At 66.8% G+C, this 21,118-nt stretch carries 17 protein-coding genes; 10 read left to right on the forward strand and 7 right to left on the reverse strand.

Features of this window, described 5'->3' with window-relative positions:
* Nucleotides 1-26 precede the first annotated feature (26 nt).
* Together bmt and DRW48_RS09670 are read right to left on the reverse strand one after the other, a co-directional pair.
* Nucleotides 27-989: a betaine--homocysteine S-methyltransferase gene (gene bmt, locus DRW48_RS09665; RefSeq protein WP_114076242.1), complete on the reverse strand. Its 963-nt coding sequence runs from the start codon at nucleotides 987-989 to the stop codon at nucleotides 27-29.
* Nucleotides 990-1,023: 34 nt separating this feature from the next.
* Nucleotides 1,024-1,338, reverse strand: a complete 315-nt coding sequence (locus DRW48_RS09670; RefSeq protein ID WP_114076243.1) for a DUF1476 domain-containing protein — start codon at nucleotides 1,336-1,338, stop codon at nucleotides 1,024-1,026.
* Between the two features lie 155 nt (nucleotides 1,339-1,493).
* Between DRW48_RS09670 and purC the strand changes: the two genes are divergently transcribed.
* On the forward strand, nucleotides 1,494-2,258 hold the full coding sequence (gene purC, locus DRW48_RS09675; protein WP_114076244.1) for a phosphoribosylaminoimidazolesuccinocarboxamide synthase: 765 nt from the start codon (nucleotides 1,494-1,496) through the stop codon (nucleotides 2,256-2,258).
* Between the two features lie 11 nt (nucleotides 2,259-2,269).
* The gene (gene purS / locus DRW48_RS09680) at nucleotides 2,270-2,515 is read left to right on the forward strand and encodes a phosphoribosylformylglycinamidine synthase subunit PurS (RefSeq protein ID WP_114076245.1); all 246 of its coding nucleotides are present in this window, start codon (nucleotides 2,270-2,272) and stop codon (nucleotides 2,513-2,515) included.
* Between the two features lie 98 nt (nucleotides 2,516-2,613).
* Here purS and DRW48_RS16470 read toward each other — a convergent pair whose 3' ends face one another.
* Entirely contained in the window at nucleotides 2,614-4,962 is a 2,349-nt protein-coding gene (locus DRW48_RS16470; protein WP_114076246.1) for an OmpA family protein, read from the reverse strand.
* Between the two features lie 149 nt (nucleotides 4,963-5,111).
* On the opposite strand from DRW48_RS16470, the gene DRW48_RS09690 reads away from it, so the two are divergent.
* The 5 genes from DRW48_RS09690 to DRW48_RS09710 all read left to right on the forward strand — a co-directional run bounded on the left by DRW48_RS09690 (nucleotide 5,112) and on the right by DRW48_RS09710 (nucleotide 10,900).
* Entirely contained in the window at nucleotides 5,112-6,365 is a 1,254-nt protein-coding gene (locus tag DRW48_RS09690) for an acyl-CoA dehydrogenase (protein WP_114076247.1), read from the forward strand.
* Nucleotide 6,366: 1 nt separating this feature from the next.
* Nucleotides 6,367-7,437 carry a glycosyltransferase family 8 protein gene (locus DRW48_RS09695; protein ID WP_114076248.1) on the forward strand — a complete coding sequence of 357 codons (1,071 nt, stop codon included), beginning with the start codon at nucleotides 6,367-6,369 and terminating at the stop codon, nucleotides 7,435-7,437.
* 70 nt (nucleotides 7,438-7,507) lie between these two features.
* Nucleotides 7,508-8,677, forward strand: a complete 1,170-nt coding sequence (gene rnd / locus DRW48_RS09700) for a ribonuclease D (protein WP_114076249.1) — start codon at nucleotides 7,508-7,510, stop codon at nucleotides 8,675-8,677.
* An 18-nt stretch (nucleotides 8,678-8,695) separates the two neighbouring features.
* On the forward strand, nucleotides 8,696-9,712 hold the full coding sequence (locus DRW48_RS09705; protein WP_114076250.1) for a GNAT family N-acetyltransferase: 1,017 nt from the start codon (nucleotides 8,696-8,698) through the stop codon (nucleotides 9,710-9,712).
* A gap of 249 nt (nucleotides 9,713-9,961) precedes the next feature.
* Nucleotides 9,962-10,900: an MBL fold metallo-hydrolase gene (locus DRW48_RS09710; RefSeq protein ID WP_114076251.1), complete on the forward strand. Its 939-nt coding sequence runs from the start codon at nucleotides 9,962-9,964 to the stop codon at nucleotides 10,898-10,900.
* A 370-nt stretch (nucleotides 10,901-11,270) separates the two neighbouring features.
* Here the strand turns inward: DRW48_RS09710 and DRW48_RS09715 are convergent, their stop codons facing one another.
* From DRW48_RS09715 to DRW48_RS09730, 4 genes are all read right to left on the reverse strand, one after another.
* Entirely contained in the window at nucleotides 11,271-12,317 is a 1,047-nt protein-coding gene (locus DRW48_RS09715; protein WP_114076252.1) for an ABC transporter ATP-binding protein, read from the reverse strand.
* Nucleotides 12,314-13,096 (reverse strand): ABC transporter permease, encoded by a 783-nt coding sequence (locus tag DRW48_RS09720; protein ID WP_114076253.1) that lies wholly within the window; start codon nucleotides 13,094-13,096, stop codon nucleotides 12,314-12,316. Before DRW48_RS09720 ends, DRW48_RS09715 begins: the two co-directional genes overlap by 4 nt.
* Nucleotides 13,093-13,977: an ABC transporter permease gene (locus tag DRW48_RS09725; RefSeq protein ID WP_114076254.1), complete on the reverse strand. Its 885-nt coding sequence runs from the start codon at nucleotides 13,975-13,977 to the stop codon at nucleotides 13,093-13,095. The genes DRW48_RS09720 and DRW48_RS09725 overlap by 4 nt, the downstream gene beginning before the upstream one ends.
* A gap of 332 nt (nucleotides 13,978-14,309) precedes the next feature.
* A complete protein-coding gene (locus tag DRW48_RS09730; protein WP_114076255.1) occupies nucleotides 14,310-15,416 on the reverse strand; it encodes an ABC transporter substrate-binding protein in 1,107 nt (368 codons plus the stop codon).
* A 324-nt stretch (nucleotides 15,417-15,740) separates the two neighbouring features.
* Here DRW48_RS09730 and DRW48_RS09735 point away from each other — a divergent pair, with 324 nt between their 5' ends.
* The 3 genes from DRW48_RS09735 (at nucleotide 15,741) to DRW48_RS09745 (ending at nucleotide 21,114) form a co-directional block, all read left to right on the forward strand.
* A complete protein-coding gene (locus DRW48_RS09735) occupies nucleotides 15,741-16,775 on the forward strand; it encodes a hypothetical protein (RefSeq protein WP_114076256.1) in 1,035 nt (344 codons plus the stop codon).
* A gap of 171 nt (nucleotides 16,776-16,946) precedes the next feature.
* Nucleotides 16,947-17,699, forward strand: a complete 753-nt coding sequence (locus DRW48_RS09740; protein ID WP_114076257.1) for a Stf0 family sulfotransferase — start codon at nucleotides 16,947-16,949, stop codon at nucleotides 17,697-17,699.
* A gap of 163 nt (nucleotides 17,700-17,862) precedes the next feature.
* Nucleotides 17,863-21,114, forward strand: a complete 3,252-nt coding sequence (locus DRW48_RS09745) for a glycosyltransferase family 2 protein (protein ID WP_114076258.1) — start codon at nucleotides 17,863-17,865, stop codon at nucleotides 21,112-21,114.
* Nucleotides 21,115-21,118 lie beyond the last annotated feature (4 nt).

A 21,118-nucleotide genomic window follows, 5' to 3' on the forward strand; every position in this document is an offset into this window, starting at 1 on the left:
CAAAGACCGGCTGTAAGGCGCTGATACTATTCGTCTGCGTCCGCTTCGAACTCCGCCATTGCGGCGGCCACCGCCTCTGGCGAGGGTCGTGGGCCGGGGCCGCGGGCGTCCAGCGCGCGGCGCATCGCGGCGATATGGCGCGGCTCGGTGCCGCAGCAGCCGCCGATGATACGCGCACCCAGATCGCGGGCGAGAACCGCATACTCGGCCATCTGCTCGGGAGTGCCGTCGTAATGCAGCTCGCCATGGTCCAGGTGCGGCACCCCGGCGTTGGCCTTGGCAATCAGGGTCCGTTCGGAGCCCGCGGCGGAAAAGGCCGCGATGCTGCGCAGCAGCTCGGTCATGCCGGTGCCGCAGTTGGCGCCGAACGCCACCGGCGGGTAGGGCAGGCGGTCGACCAGGGCGGCAAGCTGCGCCGGGGTCGCACCCATCATCGTGCGCCCGGCTGTGTCAAAGCTCATGGTGCCGCACCAGTCCATCCCGACGAGGCGCGCGGCCTCCGCTGCGGCGCGAAACTCCTCGAGCGAGCTGATCGTCTCGATCCACAGCAGATCGGCGCCTCCGGCCTTCAGCGCCTCGGCCTGAGACTGGAACATGGCGGTTGCCTGCTGTTGGGTCAGGGTGCCCATCGGGACCATGATCTCGCCGGTCGGGCCGATGCAGCCGGCAACCAGCACAGGGCGGCCCGCGGCATCCGCGGCCTGCCGCGCCAGGAAGGCGGCGGCATGGTTCACGGCCCACACCCGGTGCTCGGCCCCGACGAGGCGCAGGCGGGCGGCGGTCCCGCCAAAGCTGTTGGTCAGGATGATATCGGCGCCGGATTCGATCGCTGCGCGGTGCAGGGCCAGGACGCGGTCGGGATGGGTCTCGTTCCAGACCTCCGGCGCGGTGTCGCGCCGCAGGCCCATGTTGTAGAGGTTGGTCGCCGTCGCGCCGTCAGCCAGCAGCCATGGCCGGTCGGCCAGCATTTCGGGCAGCGAAGCCGTCATGTCATACCTCCGGCCAGGCCGCGGCTTGCGCCGCTCAGCCCTCCGCTTCGATTTGCTCGCGCGCGGTCTGACGCAGCTCGGCCATCTTGCCGCGGATCTCGACCTCATTGGCCTTGCCCTGCAGGTCGGCCAGCAGCTTGCGCAGCACGTCCTCGTCGCCCGGCTCGTCGAAATCCGTGGTCACGACGCTCATCGCGTACTGGCTGGCCTCGTCGCCGGACTTGCCGAGCAGCTGGGCAGCCCACTGGCCGAGCAGGCGATTGCGCCGCGCCTCGGCGCGAAAGCGCAGATCGTCGTCGCGGGCGAACTTGGCCTCTTGCGCGCGTTGGCGGTCGTCGAAGGTGGTCATCGGCTCTCTCCTGACAGGTGCGGGTCGATGAGGGGGATATGCAGGCGCGGGAGCTCGGCCGCAAGGGCGCGCCGCTGTCCGGCCCCTTCCCATGTATTGCCGCGCGAGGGCAAAGCGCCTAAACCTCGCGCAGCATTGATCGGAGGAGCGGCCCGATGGCCTCACGGCGCAAGAAAGTCTACGAGGGCAAGGCCAAGATCCTCTATGAAGGCACCGAGCCGGGCACGCTGATCCAGTATTTCAAGGACGATGCCACCGCGTTCAACGCCCAGAAAAAGGCGGTGATCGAGGGCAAGGGCGTGCTGAACAACCGCCTGTCCGAATTCTTCATGACCGGCCTCGGCGCCATCGGTGTCCCGACCCATTTCATCCGCCGCATCAACATGCGCGAGCAGCTGATCCGGCAGGTCGAGATCATCCCGCTGGAAGTGATCGTGCGCAACTTTGCCGCGGGCAGCATCTCCAAGCGCCTCGGTATCGAGGAGGGCACAGCGCTGCCGCGCCCGATCGTCGAATACAGCTACAAGGATGATGCGCTGGGCGATCCGATGGTCAGCGAGGAATATGTCATCGCCTTTGGCTGGGCCAGCCAGCAGGATCTGGACGACATCGTGTCGCTGGCGCTGCGCGTCAACGATTTCCTCTCGGGCGTCTTTTACGGCGTCGGCATCAAGCTGGTCGATTTCAAGATCGAGATCGGGCGCATCTGGGACGGCGATTTCATGCGCCTGGTCGTGGCTGACGAGATCAGCCCGGACAGCTGCCGGCTGTGGGACGTGAAGTCCGGCCAGAAGCTGGACAAGGACGTGTTCCGCCGCGATCTGGGCAACCTGACCGACGCCTATACCGAGGTCGCGCGCCGTCTTGGCGTCCTGCAAGCGAGCCCCGCGCCGATCACCAAGCCCACGCTCATCAACTGAAGGCCCCGTTCATGTCCCTCAAAGCCCGCGTCACCGTCATGCTCAAGGACGGCGTTCTGGACCCGCAGGGTGCGGCGATCCGCCATGCCCTCGGCTCGCTGGGGTTCGGTGGCATCGACGGCGTGCGCCAGGGCAAGGTGATTGAGCTGGACCTTACCGCGACCGATCCGGCCGCAGCAGAGGCCGAGGTCAAGCGCATGTGCGAGGCACTGCTGGCGAACACGGTGATCGAGCGCTACCGCGTCGAGATGATCTGAGCCGACGAAAAAGGGGCCGCATCGCTGCGACCCTTGAAGGTGGGCCCGTGAGGGCCGGGATCGGGGGCCGCATCGCTGCGGCCCCTTTCTGTATCCGGTCAGTTCTGCAGCAGATTGGTGATCCGGCGCACCGCCACGCGGCGGTTCTCGCGCACGTCACCTTCTGCCTGAACCTTCAGGAAGCGCTCGCCATAGCCCTGAACGACCAGGTTTTCGGGGGGCACCTGGAAGTATTCCGACAGCGCCAGGGCCAGCGATTCTGCGCGGCGGTCGGACAGGGCGAGGTTCGACGCGGGCTGGCCGACGGTGTCGGTATAGCCTTCGACCATGAAGACCTCGCGCGGGTTGGCTTTCACCATGTCGGCGATGGTCTTGCCGAGCGAGGAAAGCTGCTGCGCCTGATCGGGACGGATCGCGGCCGAGCCGGTGTCGAAGGTGATCGAGTCGATGCTGATCGGCGCGACCAGGCTACGCACCTCGGAGATGTTGCGCACCTGACCGAGCGAGAAGCGGCGGCTGACCGCTGCCTCACGCTCCAGCGCGTCGCGCAGCTGGCTTTCGCTCGACTGGCCCGAGTAGGTCACCGGGCGCGCGGCGGGGGGCAGCGCGGTGACCTGCACCGGCTCCACAGGGGCGGCGTCGTTGATCAGTTCGGTTGCGGTGCCGTCCGCCGCGATCAGGGTGCGGCGCAGGACCCGCAGCTGCGCGTCGCGAATAGTGACCACGCGGCTGCCGTCGTCACGGGTGATGATGCTGCGCGACGAGCCATCGGTGAAGTTCTCGGTCGTCACGCGCGCGCCGGGCTGCAGCAGCAAGGCGTTGTCGTCACGCCAGATCTGCTGGCTGCCGTCGGGCGCCTGCACCACGACGCGGTCGCCGGTGTTCAGCGCGACCTGGCCCTGATTCTGGATCATCTTGCCAACCGCATAGGCGCCGAGTCCGGCGACCAGCAACTTGGCCAGCATTTCCTTGCGGTCGTCATCGTCGTCGTTCTTGGCCGACTTGCCGCCGCTGGTGGTGGTCTCGCCAACATTGTTGATCGGGCCTTTGCCGGCCGCTGCGGCCGCCGCGGCGGCAACGCTGGTCGCGAAATCCTCGGACGACGAGCGGGCGCTGCCGTCGGTCACGACGACCGAGCTGGCGTCATTGCCCACGGTGTCGGGCGCGTTCAGCGCATCCACAACGACCGGGGTGTTGGCGGCGGCATTGTCGGCCGACTTGCTGTTGGGCGAGACGACGACCGGCGCTTTGCCGGCGGCGGCTGCTGCGGCTGCGGCCGCTGTACCAGCGGCAGCGACAGGAGCCACCGACTTGGCCTTACCCAGCGCTTCTGACATCAAGGCCTTGTCGGCGTCATCCACAACGACCGGGCGCGGCGCCTCTTTCTGGCCGGTGGCGGCGGTCACAGCGCCCGGGGCGACCACGACCGGCGTGGTTCCCGTCCCGGCGGCGGGCTTTGCGACCACGGGTGCGGTCGCGGCAGCGGGCTTGGCGGCGGGGGCGACCACAACAGGCGCCTTGGCGCCATCCTTTTTCGCGAGGGCCTCTGCCAAGGCGTCAGCGTCTGGCGCCTTGGTGCCGGGGCTCACGGCGACCGGCTCGGCCGGCGCCTTGGTGGTGGCGTAATCGGGCGACTTAGCATTGGGCGAGACTGCAATGGCCGGCTTGGTCGTGGGGGAGGGCTGCTCGGGCACGGGCTTGGCGGCGGGCGCGACGACGACGGGCGTGGATGCCTCGGCAGCCTTTGCCGCGGCCTTGTCGGCGGCAACCTTGGCAGCAGCAGCCTTCTCCTGGGCGACCTTTGCAGCGGCCGCCTTGTCCGCGGCAGCCTTCACCTCAGCATCATTGGCTTTCGCGACCGGCTTGGCCGGGGCGACGACCACCGGTGCCTCGGCTTCCGCCTTGGCTTTGGCGTCCGCTTTGGGCTTGTCCTTGGGGGCAACGACGACAGGCGCATCCGCCGTGGCCTTGGCGCCGGCCTTGACCGGCGCGTCGGCCTTTGCATCAGCCTTGGCCTTCACCCCGGCCTTGCCGGGGGCGACCACGACCGGTGCGTCGCCATCCTCAGCAGCTGCCTTTGACTTGGCGTTGGGCGAGACGACGATCGGGCTCTTGCCGTCCTTGGCAGCTTCCTTCGCGGCCACGTCCGCCTCTTTCGCTGCTTCCTTGGCTTCGGCGGCAGCCTCCTTGGCAGCTTCCTTCGCCTTCTTCGCGGCTTCCTTGGCCTTCTTCTCAAGTTCTGCCTTCGACACAGGTGCCTTGCCCGTGGCGGCAGCGGCCGCAGCGGCGGCCTCGGCGTCGGTCAGCGCCTCTGTGGGCGGCACGACCACGACGGGCTGGGTTTGGGCTTGGGCCAATCCAATCGGAACCTGCGCCTGCAGCAGCGTGGGAGTAACGATTCCAAGAATGGCGGCGATGGCGGTGGTCGAGCGGAACAGGCGATTCATGTGCGGTGCCTCCTCGGGCGAAACTTGTCGCAGCCTAACCTAGCCGCGCGCCGGCAGTTCCTCAAAGCTTGCCCCCGCCGCCTGACAAGTTGCGGAGGATTGCGTGATCGCAGCCCACGTCTTATTCACAGGGAACGCAGGAGGATCGCATGAACGTCCAGAACCCAGCCACGCCCGGCACCGACGCCGCAGCGCCCGCGCGCAAGCCCAAGGATGCGCCCGATCTTGGCCGCTTTGACTGGGAGGATCCCTTCCGTCTGGACGACCAGCTGTCCGAGGAAGAGCGGATGCTGCGCGACGCCGCCCGCGCCTATGCGCAGGAAAAGCTGGCCCCGCGCGCCATCGCCGCATACCGCGACGAGCATACCGACCCTGCCATCTTCCGCGAGATGGGCGAGATGGGGTTGCTGGGCGTCACCGTCCCCGAGGAATACGGCGGACTCGGCGCGTCTTACGTCGCCTATGGCCTGATTGCCCGCGAGGTCGAGCGCGTCGACAGCGGCTATCGCAGCATGATGTCGGTCCAGTCCAGCCTCGTGATGTACCCGATCTATGCCTATGGCAGCGAGGAACAGCGCAAGAAATACCTGCCCAAGCTGGCCACCGGCGAGTGGATCGGCTGCTTTGGCCTGACCGAACCCGACGCCGGCAGCGACCCGGCCGGCATGAAGACGACCGCCAAAAAGACCGCCAGCGGCTATCTGCTGAACGGGTCCAAGATGTGGATCAGCAACAGCCCCATCGCCGACGTATTCATCGTCTGGGCGAAATCCGATGCGCATGGCGGCAAGATCCGCGGCTTTGTCCTCGACAAGGGCGCCAAGGGCCTCAGCGCGCCCAAGATCGAGGGCAAGCTGAGCCTGCGCGCCTCGATCACCGGCGAGATCGTCCTGCAGGATGTCGAGGTCGGCGAGGACGCGCTGCTGCCGCATGTCGAGGGGCTGAAGGGTCCTTTCGGCTGCCTCAACCGCGCGCGTTACGGCATCAGCTGGGGCGTCATGGGCGCCGCCGAGTTCTGCCTGCATGCCGCGCGCCAGTACGGCCTCGACCGCCACCAGTTCAAGAAGCCGCTGGCGCAGACACAGCTGTTCCAGCTGAAGCTGGCCAACATGCTGACCGAGATCGCGCTGGGCCTGCAGGGCAGCCTTCGCGTCGGCCGCCTGCTGGACGACGCCAATGCCGCGCCCGAGATGATCAGCCTGATCAAGCGCAACAACTGCGGCAAGGCGTTAGAAATCGCCCGCTGGGCGCGCGACATGCATGGCGGCAATGGCATCAGCGAAGAGTTTCAGGTGATGCGCCACGCCGCCAACCTCGAGACGGTCAACACCTACGAGGGCACGCATGACGTCCATGCGCTGATCATCGGACGGGCGATCACCGGGCTGCAGGCGTTCTATTGAAGTGAGCGCGGCGACCGCGACCCCAAGCTACGGTCCGGTCGCCCCGCGTCCGGCCCGTCATCAGGACGCAGTCGTCTTTACCTGCGACGCCGGCCATCTGCCCTATGCCTGGGCCGCCGCCGACCGCATCACCCGGATGGAGCCGGGCCGTCGCTTTGACGTGGTGCTGGCCTCGCCCGACATCGACCGGGTGCCGCTACACCTGCGGGATGGCGAGGTGCGGCTGCTACCCTTGGTGCCGGTGATGCCGCAGATCGGCATCACCAACCCGCGCATCACCATCGCCTCGTATTTTCGCTACCTGCTGCCGGGGCTGTTGCGCAACGACTACCGCGCCATGCTCTACTGCGACACCGACACAAGCCTGCGTCGCCCCGCGGTCCAGCAGTTGTTCGATTCGATTGCAGCGCCCTTTCCGCTGGCAGCGGTCCCCGACTTCGCGCATCGCGAAGCGCTAAAGCCGCATCGCAGCGCCAAGGGGCGCGCAAACTCGGCCCGGCTGCGGGCCGCGCTGGGCGGTCCGGACGGCATCTACTGGCAATCGGGCGTGCTGCTGTTCCAGACCGCCCCCTATGAGGCCGAGGGTATCACCGAGCGGATGATGGCCTTCGCCCAGGCCAACCAGCAGGTCATGGCGCGTGATCGTCAGGGCGATCAGGGTGCACTGAACGGCAGCGCGGCCCATCTGATCGCGCTGCTCAGCCCGCGCTGGAACTGGCACAACTACCGCTGGCTGCGGCCCGAGTTGGTGCGCCGCTTCGATCCGCTTCTTCTGCACTTCTCGGGCGGGGCGAAGCCCTGGCTGCTGACTGACGATCCTTTGGCGGCCGAGGTCACGGGCGACTGGCATGCCGCCCTGCGCCGTTGGGACCCGGCATTTGTCCCGCGCCCGCAGCGCGGCTCGCTGGCCCATGCGGCCGCCCATCCGCCGACCGGCATCCGCCCCGTGGACAAGCTGCTGGTCGGCCTGCGGCAGCTGGGCCGTGGCATCGGCCACGCCATGCCCGCCAAGGTCGGCCGCAGCGGCGTTGCCGAGATGCGCCGGTTGATCGAGACTACTGACATCGGCTAGCAGCGCGCGCTTTCCATTGCCGCCCCAAGCGCCTAAAGGCCGACAAGAAAAAGAGACGCGGGACTGCCCGATGACGCTGATTACGACCACCGAAGAACTCGCGGCGTTCTGTGCCGAGGCCAAGACCCATCCCTACGTCACCGTCGACACGGAGTTCCTGCGCGAGCGGACCTATTACAGCAAGCTGTGCTTGATCCAGATGGCCCTGCCGCCGGCCTCAGGCCCCAAGGCCCCGGGCGGCCCGGCGGTGCTGGTCGATCCGCTGGCGCCGGGCTTGTCGCTGGAGCCGCTCTACGATCTGTTCCGGCATACCGGCACCGTGAAGGTGTTCCACGCCGCCCGGCAGGACCTGGAAATCTTCTTTCACGACGCAGGCATCTTTCCCCAACCGCTGTTCGACACGCAGGTCGCGGCCATGGTTTGCGGCTTTGGCGAGCAGGCGGGCTACGAGACGCTGGTCAAGCGGATCGCCCGCCAGCCGCTCGACAAGTCCTCGCGCTTTACCGACTGGTCGCATCGCCCGCTCAGTCAGGCGCAGATGGATTATGCGCTGGCGGATGTCACGCACCTCCGCGCGATCTATGAGTTTCTCGCCGGGCAGCTGGAAAAGACCGGACGCTCCCCCTGGGTTGCCGAGGAGATCGGCGTTCTGCTGGACCCCGAGACCTATATCACGCGGCCCGAGGATGCCTGGCTGCGGGTGCGCACGCGCAGCAACTCGCCGCGATTTCTGGCCGCGCTGAAAGAGCTGGCCAGGTTCCGCGAGGAATATGCGCAAAGCCGCGACGTGCCACGCTCGCGCGTCTACAAGGACGATGCGATGGTCGAACTGGCCTCGACCCGACCGCAGAACGAGGACGAGTTGGGACGCTCGCGCCTGCTGCTGCGCGAGGCGCGCCGGGGCGAGATTGCGACCGGCATCTTTGACGCGCTCAGCCGCGCCGCGGCCGAGAAGGACCCGCCCAGGCTGCCCGACAGCGAGCCAGGGGCGCCGGGCAATCCGGCCCTGGCGGACCTGCTACGCGTGTTGCTGAAGGCGAAGGCCGATGCCGCCGGCGTCGCGCCGCGGCTGATCGCCTCGGCGGCCGAACTGGACGCGATCGCCTCGGGCGGGCGCGACGTTCCCGCACTGGCGGGGTGGCGGGCCGAAGTGTTTGGCACTGACGCGCTGCGCCTCGCGGCGGGCGAGGTAGCCTTGTCGGCCCGCAACGGTGCGGTACGTGTCGTGTCCGTGGGCTGACATCAAAAGGCGCGCGCCATGACTCGCATCACCCTCGACAGGCCCCGGACCGAGGATATCCCGCGGATCACGGCCGCGATGCAGGCGCCCGAGACGGCACAATGGCTCAGCAGCGTGCCTCAGCCCTACGGCATTGCCGATGCGGAGGCGTTCGTGACGACCACCGCCACCCCGGGTGAGCATGCGATCCGCGTCGATGGCACATTTGCGGGCATGGTCCGGGGCGGCCCCGACCTCGGTTACTGGCTGACGCCTGAGTTTCAGGGCCGCGGTATCGCCACCCGCGCCGCTGTGCTGGCGCTGTCGCGCTCATTTGCCGCCGGCCAGTCCCTGATCGGGGCGCAAGTGATGGACGGCAACGGCCCGTCGCAGGCCGTGCTGGCCCGCCTCGGGTTCCAGCCCGTAGGGCGCGTGCAGATCCATTCGCCCACGCGCGGCGTCGTCCCGGGGACACGTCATCACCTGACGCTGCCCGAATTTGCCGCCGCCCAGCCGGTTCACCTGACCACCGAGCGCTGCGAGATCGGGCCGGTCCGCGAGACCGATCTGGCCGACCTGCGCGCCATCGCCACGCAGGGGGAGGTGGCGCGGATGCTGTTCCTGTTCTATCCAGACATGCCCGAGGGCGAGTTCGCCACAACCCATCCCGAATGGACCGGCCTGCCGCCGTTCCGCTGCACCGTCCGCCAGGGCGGGCGGATCATCGGCTCGGTTGGGGTCGGGGCCTTGGGCGACGGCGCGGGTCACATGCCGCCGGTGTTCTATTACCTGACGCCCGAGGTTGCGGGACGCGGTATCGCCTCGGAAGTAGTCCCGGCCTTCTGTGACATGGTCCTGCAACGTTTCGGCCTTGCCGGGCTGACTGCGGGGGTGTTCGATGACAACCCGGCCTCGGCGCGGGTGCTGGAAAAGGCGGGCTTCACTCGGGGCGCGGCGATGGAGTTTCCGACGCGCGGCCGTAGCGCGCCGGCGGCGGGCCATCACTTCACCCGCGTCGCGAGTGACCGGGCCGCGGACAAGGCGGAGTCAGAGTAATCCCGAACCTCGGCGGCTTTAACCGCCCGGGAGCGCCTCGGTCGCCAGCGCCTGCACGTCTCGCGATGCACGGCGGACGAACCTGCTACCCTTTTTGTCATGAAGCTGCCACGATCGCCGGCGCCGCCTGCGCGGTGCATGCTGTTAACGACGCCGGGGATCAATCGCTGCCATCTTGCCTCGCGTGCGCTTCAGGGCGTCGCCTTGGCACGCCGGCCGCCACCCCGACCATAACCGAGAGGATACACCATGGCGCATCGCCCGGGACCGAACCTTGCCACCATCCCGCTTGGCCGCAGGGGGGTGCTGCAATTGCTGGCGGTGGGCGCCGCGCTGCCGCTGGCCGGACGCCGCGCCCACGCCGCAACCGCTGCCGACGCTACCGCGCCGGCGTTCCTCAGCGACGGCCATCTGGAGTTGACCGCGGGGTTTGTCCTTCCCGACGCGACGCCCGAACAGTTGATGGCCGCCCTCGGTACATCCGACCCGGGCGCGCCCTACAAGAGCGCCTGCACGGTCCCGCTGTTGCGCATGGACGACCGGGTTATCCTGTTCGACGCCGGCTCTGGCCCTGCCTTCGTGCCTACCGCGGGCACGCTGATCGCCGCGCTGGAGGAGGCGGGGGTGACGCCCGACATGGTGACGGACATCGTCTTTACCCACGGCCACCCCGATCACCTCTGGGGCGTGACGGACGATTTTGACGAGCTCGCCTTCCCCGAGGCCGCCTACTACATGGCCAGCACCGAGCATGATTTCTGGATGTCGGACGGCGCCATGTCGTCGATGCCACCCGACCGGCAGAACTTTGCCGTGGGCGCGCAGGCACGCCTGCCGCGGCTGGCAGAACGGGCGACCTTCTTTGCCGATGGGGCCGAGGTGCTGCCCGGGATCGAGTCCTTCGCAACGCACGGCCACTCGCCAGGGCACACCAGTTTTGTGCTGCACCTCGGCGATGATCCGATCATGCTGACCGGGGACGTGTTCACCAATCCGGCCAGCGTCTCGCACCCCGATCTGACCTGGGGCACCGACCAGGACGCTGAGGCGGGCAAGGAGCAGCGCCGCCGGATGATCGACCGCCTTGCCGCGGACAAGATGCGCGCCGCGGTCTTCCACATGCCGCCGCCGGGCCTCGGCCGTGTTGAGGCGCGCCCGGATGGCGCGGTGTGGGTGCCGGAGGGCTGAGGGCGGTTTCTCATGGGTCCCCGACAATAAGAAGGAGGCGCGGCCTGACAGGTCGTGCCCCCGCTGAGCGGGTCGCAGAAATGTCGATGTTCAACGGGTCAGTTCAGCGGCCTAACAAAATCGTGCCCATGGGACAGACCCGCAAGCAAATGCTCCGCTGCCGCCCGAGGCAACGGCAACCCAAAAGCCGCCATTCCCGCAGTAAAATCAGGCGGCGTATGTCGATTCGCACTGCAGTTTACTCCCCGCGCTCGGGTGATATGCCGGCGGAGCGCCGCGGGGGTCTCAGCCAGCTAGCGGATAGGTGGCGTCCGTCGATTGCACGGCAACCTGCTCGCCCGATCGGGGGGCAGTGGACGGAAAGGGTCTCTCAATCCTCCAGCGAGATCAGGTCTCGGCCGTCGATCTGCAAAGCGACCCGGTCTCCGCGCTCGGGCGCGGTGTCGGCGGCGGAGTTGAAGCCGTCCCAGATGATTTGGCTGCCGTCCTCGAGGTGGCCGCGCACGCGGCGAACGGCGCCCATGAATTCGACCCCGTCGACGGTGACGCGCAGCCCGCTGTCGGCGCGCCGGAACGCCTCCGGGCGGGCGCCGAGGGTGATGGGGCCGGCAGGAAGATTGCGGTTCAGGACGACTTCGTATCCCGCGATGCTGACATGGCCCGCGACCGGGACCAGGACTTCGGCCGGCAGGCGGTTCAGGGTGCCGACAAAGCTGGCGACAAAGCCGGTGGCGGGGCGGTTGTAGATCTCGGGCGGGGTGCCGATCTGGTCGGCCACGCCCTCGTGCATCACCACGACGCGGTCGCTGATGGATAGCGCCTCCTCCTGGTCGTGGGTCACGAAGATGGTGGTGATGCCAAGGCGCTTCTGGATCTCGCGGATCTCGGCGCGCAGGCGCACGCGGACCTTGGCGTCGAGGGCCGACAGCGGCTCGTCCAGCAGCAGAACGCGCGGCTGCGGGGCGAGCGCGCGGGCGAGGGCCACGCGCTGCTGCTGGCCGCCGGACAACTCGAACGGATAGTGGCCGCCCTTTTCGGGCAGGCCGATCAGCGCCAGCATCTCGGCCACGCGTGCGGCCCGCGCGGCGCGGCGCACGCCCGCGACCTTGAGGCCGAAGCCGACGTTCTCGGCCGCGGTCAGGTTCGGAAACAGCGCATAGGCCTGGAACACCATGCCGATCCGGCGCCGGGCTGGCGTCATCCGCGTCACGTCCTGCCCGCCGATGACGATCTGACCGGCCGAGGGCGTCTCGAACCCGGCGATCATGCGCAGAACGGTGGTCTTGCCGCAGCCCGACGGGCCCAGCAGCGAGATGAACTCGCCCGGCTGCACATCGAGGTTGAAGTCGCGCACGACGCGGTTCTCGCCGAAGGATTTCTCGAGGCCCGAAAGGGTCAGGCTGCTGGTGTCGGTCATCGTTTCTTCCGATTGGCGCGGGTCAGGCGCATGGCAAGCTGCATCAGGCCCATGCAGCCCCAGGTGATGGCAAAGGCGATCACGGCCAGGGCCGCAGGCTCGTAGGCGCGGTTGGGACCGATCAGAACCATGTAGGGCCCAAAGGCCGGCCGGTTCAGCAGTGCGGCGATGACGTATTCGCCGATCACAATGGCAAAGGTCAGGAATGCACCTGACAGCACCGATGCCAGCAGGTTGGGCAGGATCACCCTCCCGAGGATCGTGGTCCATCCCGCACCCAGCGATTGGGCAGCCTCGGTCAGCGTCGCGACATCCAGCGTGCGCAGGCCCGCGTCAACGGCGCGGTACATGTAGGGTAGGGCCAGCACCGAATAACCGGCGACGAGCAGCAGATTAGTGCCCATGGCGCTGCCGGTCAGCGGGATCATCGAGGCGGTGTTGAACTGGCGGATATAGCCGAACGCGAGGACGATCGGCGGAATGACCAGCGGCAGCAGCGAGATGAACTCGACCACCGGGCGCATCCGCGGCAGCTTGAGCCGCACCCAGAACGCCGCCGGCACGACGATCAGGATGCCGATGACGATGGTGACAAGCGCGGCGACGACCGAGAAGAGGAAGGTCGCCTGGAATTGCGGGTCGCCCAGCACATTGCGATAGGTGTCAAAGCTGTACTCGCCACGCCGGGCGCGCAGGCTGAACTCGAACGTGCCGATCAGCGGCAGCGCGAAGAAAAGCGTCCCGAGGACAAAGCTGAGCCAGGCGAAAACGCGGGTCATTTCAGCCACCGCTCGGCCCGGGCGCGCAGGATGATCGACACGGCGCTGGCAACGCCGGTCAGCACGATCATGCCAAAGGCGATGGCATAGCCGAGCCCAGGGTCCTGCAGCACGTCGCCGCGAATCTGCGCGAACAGCAGGATCGGCAGCAGCGACAGCGAGCTGCCGGTCAGCGCCATCGCGGTCGCAACCGCGCCGAAGGCATTCGCGAACAGCAGCGCCAGCGTGCCCAGGACAGCCGGCCACAGGATTGGCAGGATCACCAGCCGCCAATAGGTGACCTGCGAGGCGCCGAGGCTTTGTGCCGCCTCGCGCCATTCGGTTTTCAGCCCGTCGAGCGATGGCGTGATGACCAGCACCATCAGCGGGATCTGGAAATAAAGGTAGGTCAGCACCAGCCCCCAGAAGGACAGCAGGTTGAAGCCGGTGGCGTAGAGGTTGAAGCCGAGCCAGTCGCGCAGCAGCACGGTGACAAAGCCGAGCCGTCCGAGGGTGGCGATAAAGGCAAAGGCCAGCGGCACCCCGGCAAAGTTTGCGGCGACGCCAGAAAAGCTCATCAGCGGGCCGCGCAGCCCTCGGGGCAGCCCGCCGCGCGTGACGACCGCGGCGATGGCGAAGCCCGCGACGCAGCCGATGATCGCGGTTGCCAGGCTGAGGCGGACCGATAGCCAGAGTGCATGGCGAATACGCTCCTGCCCGAGGCCGGCAACGTTATCGAGGGTAAAGCCGCCCTGGCTGTCCCGGAACGCGCCCACGACGACACTGAGCGTCGGCAGGATCAGAAACAGCAGGGCAAAAATTGCGAATGGGGCAAGGCCCAGCCAGACCGAAAGCCGGGGCTGCGCGCGTCGCCTTTGTGGCTGGATCGGAGCCCGGGTCATGGGCGGGGCAGCGGGACTGCGAGGAAAATCATGGGGCCTCGGGGTCGTGATGCCCGGATTCGGGCTTGCAGCGGTCTGCGGCCTTGGCGCGCCCAAATCAAGGTGTTGGCGGCGGCGGCGATCGGGATCGGCGTTTTGAAGCCTCTGGAACGGCTCGCATACGGGTGGTCATGCTGGATGGCAGCGGTGGCGGGTGCACGGAGGCGCGGTGGGATCCGCCGTGTTCGGCTCAGGGGCCGATCTCACCTGCACCGGAATCCGGCGGCGGGGATCGCCCGCCGCCGAGTCGTACTTCAGCCGCGTCGGACCATGCCCGGCGCGTCAGTCCAAGATCATTCGGCGACGGTGGCGCCAACCACCTTGTCCCAGTTCTCGGTCACGACCTTCTTGTTGCCTTCCTGGGCCTCGAGGCTCGGGAACACCGCCTTGGCATAGGCGTCGGCCGGCGGCATCTTGTCCAGGATGTCCTGCGGAACCAGTCCCTTGGCGGTCAGGTCGTTGAAACGGGCCGGGTGGCAGTAGCCCTTGAGCCAGTTGATCTGGCCCTCGTCCGAATAGAGGTACTCCATCCACAGCTTGGCCGCGTTCGGGTGCGGCGCATGGGCGCTGATCGCCTGGACATAGACGCCAGCGAGCACGCCGTCCGAGGGAATCACGACCTCCATCGGCGGGTTGCCGGCCAACTGGTCACGCCACGACAGCAGGTTGTAGTCCCATGCGGCCACGATCGGCGTCGCGCCCTGGGCAATCGTGCCCGCCTTGGCGGTGACCGGAACGAAGTTGCCGGCCTTGTTCAGCTCGGCAAAGTACTCGAGGCCCTTGGTGCCCGAGGCTTCGCCCGGCTCTCCGCCGCGCGACATGCCGGCCGACAGCGTCGCGAGAATCGCCTGATTCGAGGCGCGCGGATCGCCGGTCAGGGCGAAGGCGTTCTTGTAGTCGGACTTCAGCAGGTCGGCCCAGCTCTTGGGGACTTCCTTGACGATGTCGGTGTTCACGCCGAACGCCATCACGCCGTAGTAGTCGCCGAACCAGTGGCCGTCGGCGTCCTTGATCTCGGCCGGGATGCTGTCCCAGGTCGCGACCTTGTAAGGCTGGGTCAGTCCCTCGGTCTTGGCCTGCGGGCCGAAGGCGAGGCCGACGTCGATGACGTCCGGCGCCTGCGGGCCAGTGTTGCCCTTGTTGGCGCGGATCGCCTCCAGCTCGTCGGCCGAGCTGCCGTCGGGGTTCAACTCGTTGATCTTGATGCCGGGATATTTGGCTTTGAAGCCCTCGATGTTGGCACCGTAGTTGCACCAGTCATGGGGCAGGGCGATGGTGGTCAGCATCCCCTCCTTGACGGCGGCAGCTTCCAGCGCGGGCATATCGACGCCCTGCGCCTGCACGGTCTGGGCCGCAAGCAGGGCGGCCAGTGCGGCGGTCGTCATCAGTCTGAAGGTCATCTTGGACTCCTGAAAAGGCGCTTCATGCGCACCGGCTAGTGCGGATGTATAGCAGAATCATGACACTGTCGGTGGCATAGCTGCGAAATACCCGCCTTCTGTTTAATTGCAAAACAGAATCCAATTTCACCCTGAGCGGGTAAAAAGATCATGTTGCGACGTTCTCCTTGAAGATCGGGCATTCGCGCGTTCAGATATTAACCGTAAATGCAGTTTATACTCGACGTAGCCCATTATGGCGTCGAAGCGTACATGTCGCAGGTTGGTGGCACTGACCGCACTCCTGCGCGCCCAATATATTTTACTTCGCCGTCGGGAGCGGGCATGAAGAAACTCATTTTGCACATAGGCCAGTACAAGACTGGCAGCACTTCGATTCAGAAGACGCTCGATCATAATCGTGCCCGTTTGATCAATCACGGCATCCTTTATCCCGAAACTGGCTGCCGCACGTGGCAACACGGGGGGCTGATCAAGGGTCTTAAGCGTGAGTTGCACAAAGACCGGCCGGACTCGTTCGACTCTGCGCCCTTACTGGAGGAAATCGAAGCCTCGGGCTGCAAGCATGTAATCATCAGTTGCGAGGGAATCTCGGGCGGTCGCATCAGCCACATGGACCCACCGCTGGTCGAACATATGCTCAGCCGTATGGGCGAGGTGGCCAATGGCTGGGACATCACGGTCGTGTGGTATTATCGACGGCAGGACGATGCGATCGAAAGCCGGATTATTCAGACCGTGAAGGGCAAGGCGGCGGTGTCCCGACCGGACCCGGCGCCTTACATGAAATTCGGCGAGGCGCTGGACTACCCATTCTTTCAATCGGTTGTGCAAAAGGCGTTGCCACAAGCGCAAATTGTGCCGCGGTGTTTTTCGCGAGCATTGCTGGCGGAAGGAGATGTCGTGCGCGATTTCTGCAAAATCGCGGGTATCGACGATGCCCTGCGCCCGGAGGACATCCTCGAAGGCAACGTCAGCCCGACGGGCTCCAGCATCGGACTGCAACTGGCGCTGAACCTGCTGATAGGGGGCGGCTACGAGGTGGACCCGATCATTCGCAACATCCGCCGCATGGGCAACCAAGAGGTCGGAGAAAAGGCGAGCGCCTTCGGACCCGAGACGCGCCGCGAGATCATGGATTTCTTCGCTGAGAGCAACGCTAAGTTCATCCAAGAACACGTCCCCGCGGAGGACCGGGCAAAGGTTGCCGCGCACTTCGCTGCCCCCGTCAGCCCGCGGCCGGAAAATATCACCGTCGGCGCCGAAATGCTGGCGCACGCACTTATGCAGGCTGGCGCGGCGATCACATTTGACACCGTCAAGACGCGGCGTGCGCGCCAACGAGGAAAACACAGGTGACGTCTGGAATTCTCCTCTATTCAGGCGCCCATTAGATCGCGAGCAGGCACCGTCGCGCGCGTCAGTGCCTGCTCGCAGTGCCTTGATGTTGGTGGCATACTCGCGCCAAGGGTTGAGGCGGATTGCGCGGCTTGCTAGTTGGGGGCAGCCCCAACATCGGACCTCCGCGTCATGAGCTTGCCGTTCATCATCTGGACTATGCGTCGCACGGGCGGCACGACTTTGACCAATCTGCTGATGGCATTCAGCGACCGGCCCAAGCTCGAGCATGAGCCGTTCAACTTCGATCGCGAACTTGGTCCGATCGCCAGGAATTTTAGCGCGACCAAGGACGTACCTACCCTCAAGGCCCAGCTGCGCGAAGTGCTGGCCGCGGGGCCGTCGATCAAGCACTGCTACGAGCTTGCCAGCACCGACTTCAATCGCATCCTCATGCAACTGACGAACAAGCTTGGCTACCGGCACATCGTGCTGACTCGCAACGACGAGGCCGGCCGTTTGCTGTCGCTCGAACTGGCAAAGATCACCGGCGTCTGGGGCAAGCATGGCGCCACGGATCGTTATCAGGCCGTGAACGACGGCAAGGTCCAGCTGCCGCCGCTCGATGTCGAGCTGTTGCTCGGTCACCAGAGGGCTTGCCGCCGCATGACCCGCGAGGTGGAGGCCAACTTCACGCGGCTGGGGATTTCGCCGATCCGCATCGCCTTCGAGGACATCTATGCCGACCCCGAGGCGGGGCGCGAGCGCGTGCGTGCCTTGTGCGCGGCGCTGGAGATCGTCCCCGACGATGCCGAGGATTTCGAGACGCAGTTGATGATTGCCCTGCGCGAAAAGGGACAGAATACCGCTGCCATCTACGCTGCCGTTCCCAACCTCGCCGAAGCGCGCGAGGCAGTGGCCGCAGCGATGGCCAGGGACGGCTGACCTTGCCCGGTTGCCGGCGGGACGGACTGTGCGTAACCGCACTGTGGTCCGCGCGCCATGCCCGCCGGAACACTACTGAGCCGAAACCGACTGCCTGCCGCCGCGGGTGCCTGCTTGAACCCTGCGCGGTCGCCTGACGGCCGCCGAACGACTGGGATGATCCATGCAGAAATGCCTCCTACCGCCCGCCGAGCAGCTGCGGATCAGCGTGGATGCCCCCCTCTCGTCCACGCGCGAGATTTATTTCGAGGACGAGGCCGGCCGCTGCCTGCTGGCGATCATGTGCCGGACCGACCGGCGCAGCGCAAAGGGTAGCACGCGCCTCGTCATCAGCCGCTTCGAGGCCTCCGGTGAATGGGGACCGGAGATTTCGGTCGACCTGCCCGAGGGCCGGGTGCCAGGCCCGTTCGAGCTGCGCATCGGCGCTGTCGAACTGGAGATTGTCTCAGGCGAGCGCGTCCTGCTGTCGTGCGATCCCTCCCGCGCGATGGGCCCCGAAACCGTCGCCCACAACATGCGCATCCTCAAGACCAACTGCGATTTGCGCGCTTTCAGCCTGCAGATCGGCACCGAGGTCGCGGCGCAGCTCGCGCTCGCCGACCGCATCGCCCAGACCGCGCCCGAGGCGGACGACGCCCTGCCGGGCGCCACGTTGATCATGCTGTCGTCAGCCGCCAGCATGAATGACAACCGTCGCGAGGCGGTACAACTGGACGCCCATTTCGCACAGGTCGTGGTCTTGGACCCCGCCGCCGAGGGCGAGGACGCAATCGATCGCAGCATCGACGCAGCGATCGCTGCGGTCGAGACGAGCAACGTGATGGTGGTCTCGGGGGAATGGACGGCGGCCGACCTCAGCAGCATCGCCGCGGGATACCTGCTTGAGGACAGCGACAACGTCTACATGCCGCTCGGTTTCGACATGGTGGTCCAGCCCGGCACCCGCTGGGGCATGATGCTGCCCGCGCGGTTCCGCGGCCGGCCGAGCCTGCGCGCGGTGGCCGGCATGGTCACGGTCGACCCCGCTTTCCTGGCACTGGCTGACTGGCGGGCACCCAGCGGCTGGAAGGTGGGACCGCAGTTGCGGGCGGCGCGCAACGCCAGCGCCCGCCTGCCGTTCGAAGTCGATCCTGGCGGCGCCACGCAGTTGCAGTTGGCGCGCCCGACACGCCACCCGCTGGTGGTGACGCCGCCGGCCATGCCGCAGCACGCGCTGTTTGCAGCCGGGCTGCGTCACATGCCGCTCAGCCGCGGGTTCCCGCAGTCGGTGCGGCAGATGCTGCTGACCCTCGCCAGCCAGGCGGATGAGAATTGCGCCGACGATCTCGTGCTCTGCGCGCTGACCGGCGAGGACTTGGCCCACACCGTGGCCGACGCGTTCCGCCATCCGCTGAGCGGGATCGAGACGGTGACCGAGGCAGGCCGTCCAATTGCGTTGCGCTTGTCGCCGGCTGTGCTCGCCGATCTGATGTCGCCCGGCTTCGTGCGCCTTGCCGGCCCGGACAGCCGGCGTCTGTTGGACGCGCCGCAGCCTGACCTGCCGGCGATGATCACGACTATCGTCGGCATGCTTTCGGTCGCGGGCGTGCCGGTGATCGACAGCATCCCCTCCGTTCCAAAAGCTGCCGATTCGGACGACAGCGACGCCCCCGTCGACCTGATCTGGTGCCTGCCCGACGCGGTCCTGGCGGAGATGGTGCAGCGCGCCTCGACTCCCTCGGCCGCAGTCGCAGTGCGCGGGGTGCACCGCCTCTGTCCTTCGCCCGCGACCTTTGCCCAGCTTGCGCTGCAATGCGCGGCTCGGCAGCAATTGCCCTTCTTCGAGGTCGCCTCGAACCTCGATCTGATCGATCCCAAGGGCGATCACGTCCGGCGGATGGTCAGCCAGCTTGAGCGCAGCGGGTTGCTGCGCGACGGCGACGTGTTGGCCGGCCTCGTCGCGATGCTTGTCCGGCGCCGCTATTTCGATGAGGTCCGCAAGCTGGTCGCGGCCCCGGTCGAGAACGCCCCGCCGTTGACACTGCTGGCGCTGCGCACGGCCGAGATTGCGGCCTCGGTGTTCGACCCGGCCGACACCCGCTTTGCCGGCATCCCGCCGGAGTCGCTGTTGCCGGACGACCTGCCGCGCGGCGCTTCCCTCGCGGCTTTTGGCGAGGCGTTGACCCATTACCGTGCGGTTCGCCGCGATTGGCCAGGCGTGCTGGCGACGGTCGATCTGGTCGGCAACGAGAACCTGACCAATTTCAGCTATGAGCACTGGATGATGGCCCGGATCGGCGCCGGCCAGACCAAGGACACGGCCGAGATGATCCATCGCGGCCGCGCAGGCTGGCGGCTGCACGAGTGGAGCTATCGCCGCTTGCTGATGCAACTGGCCTATCGCACCGGCGATCCGGACCAGGTCCGCACTGCCGTCGCAGACATGCTGGCCAACGATCCCGAGATGGCGCCCCTGACCGCTGCGCCGACGGTGTTCACCAAGCTGAATGGCACGCCCGGCATCGATCTGGACGAAGTTGCCTGCGTGATCGTCGCCCGCAACGAGTTCGGCCGCCTCAAGTGGTTGCACCAGTACTACCGAGACCTGGGCATCGCCCAGTTCGTGCTGGTCGATAACATGTCCGACGACCAGACTGTCGCCTACTTCACCGCGCAGCCCGACGTATTCGTGCTGCAGACCGACGAAAACTACCGCGACTCTCGCTATGGCGTGAAATGGCACAACGAAGTGTGCGAGACCTATTTCCGCGATCGCTGGGTGCTGACGGTCGATGCGGACGAGGTGCTGGTGTTTGCCGGCTCGGACCAGCCGGGCGCGATCAACGATCTCGTGCGCCGCCTCGATGCGGGCGGGGATGAGGCGTTCTTGGCGCCGATGATAGACATGTATGCCGATGGCGCGCTGGATCAGGTGGATTTCCAGCCCGGCGATTCGCTGATCGAGAACTTCCCGCTGTTCGACGGCACCGGCTACTGGTTCGACCGCACGGCCAGCTTCCCCGACACCACGGTGTCAGGGGGCGTGCGCATCCGCCGGTTCTGGAACGACCGCCATGATCCACGCCTGCCGCACCTGTCGATGCAAAAGGCGCCGCTGGCCCGCTGGAACGAGGGGTTTCACTATCTGTCCTCGACCCATGAGATGACGCCTTGCCGGGTGTCGTCGGAAACCGGAGCGCTGCTGCATTTCAAGTTCCTGCCCGATTTCCACGCCCGAGCCATGGAAGAGGTGCGCCGCAACCAGCATTACGAGGGCGCGCGCGAATACCGGGTCTATGCCGAGATCCTCGAGGACCCGGCGAACCGCAGCTTCCGTTATCCGGGTTCGCTGCAATACGAAGGACCGCAGACGCTGATCGACGCGGGCCTGATCGTCCCGCCAAAAACCGCCCGCGCGGCTGGCGGGCGTCGCTGACGGG

This window comes from Paracoccus suum (genome assembly GCF_003324675.1).
In the GTDB taxonomy this organism is placed as follows: domain Bacteria; phylum Pseudomonadota; class Alphaproteobacteria; order Rhodobacterales; family Rhodobacteraceae; genus Paracoccus; species Paracoccus suum.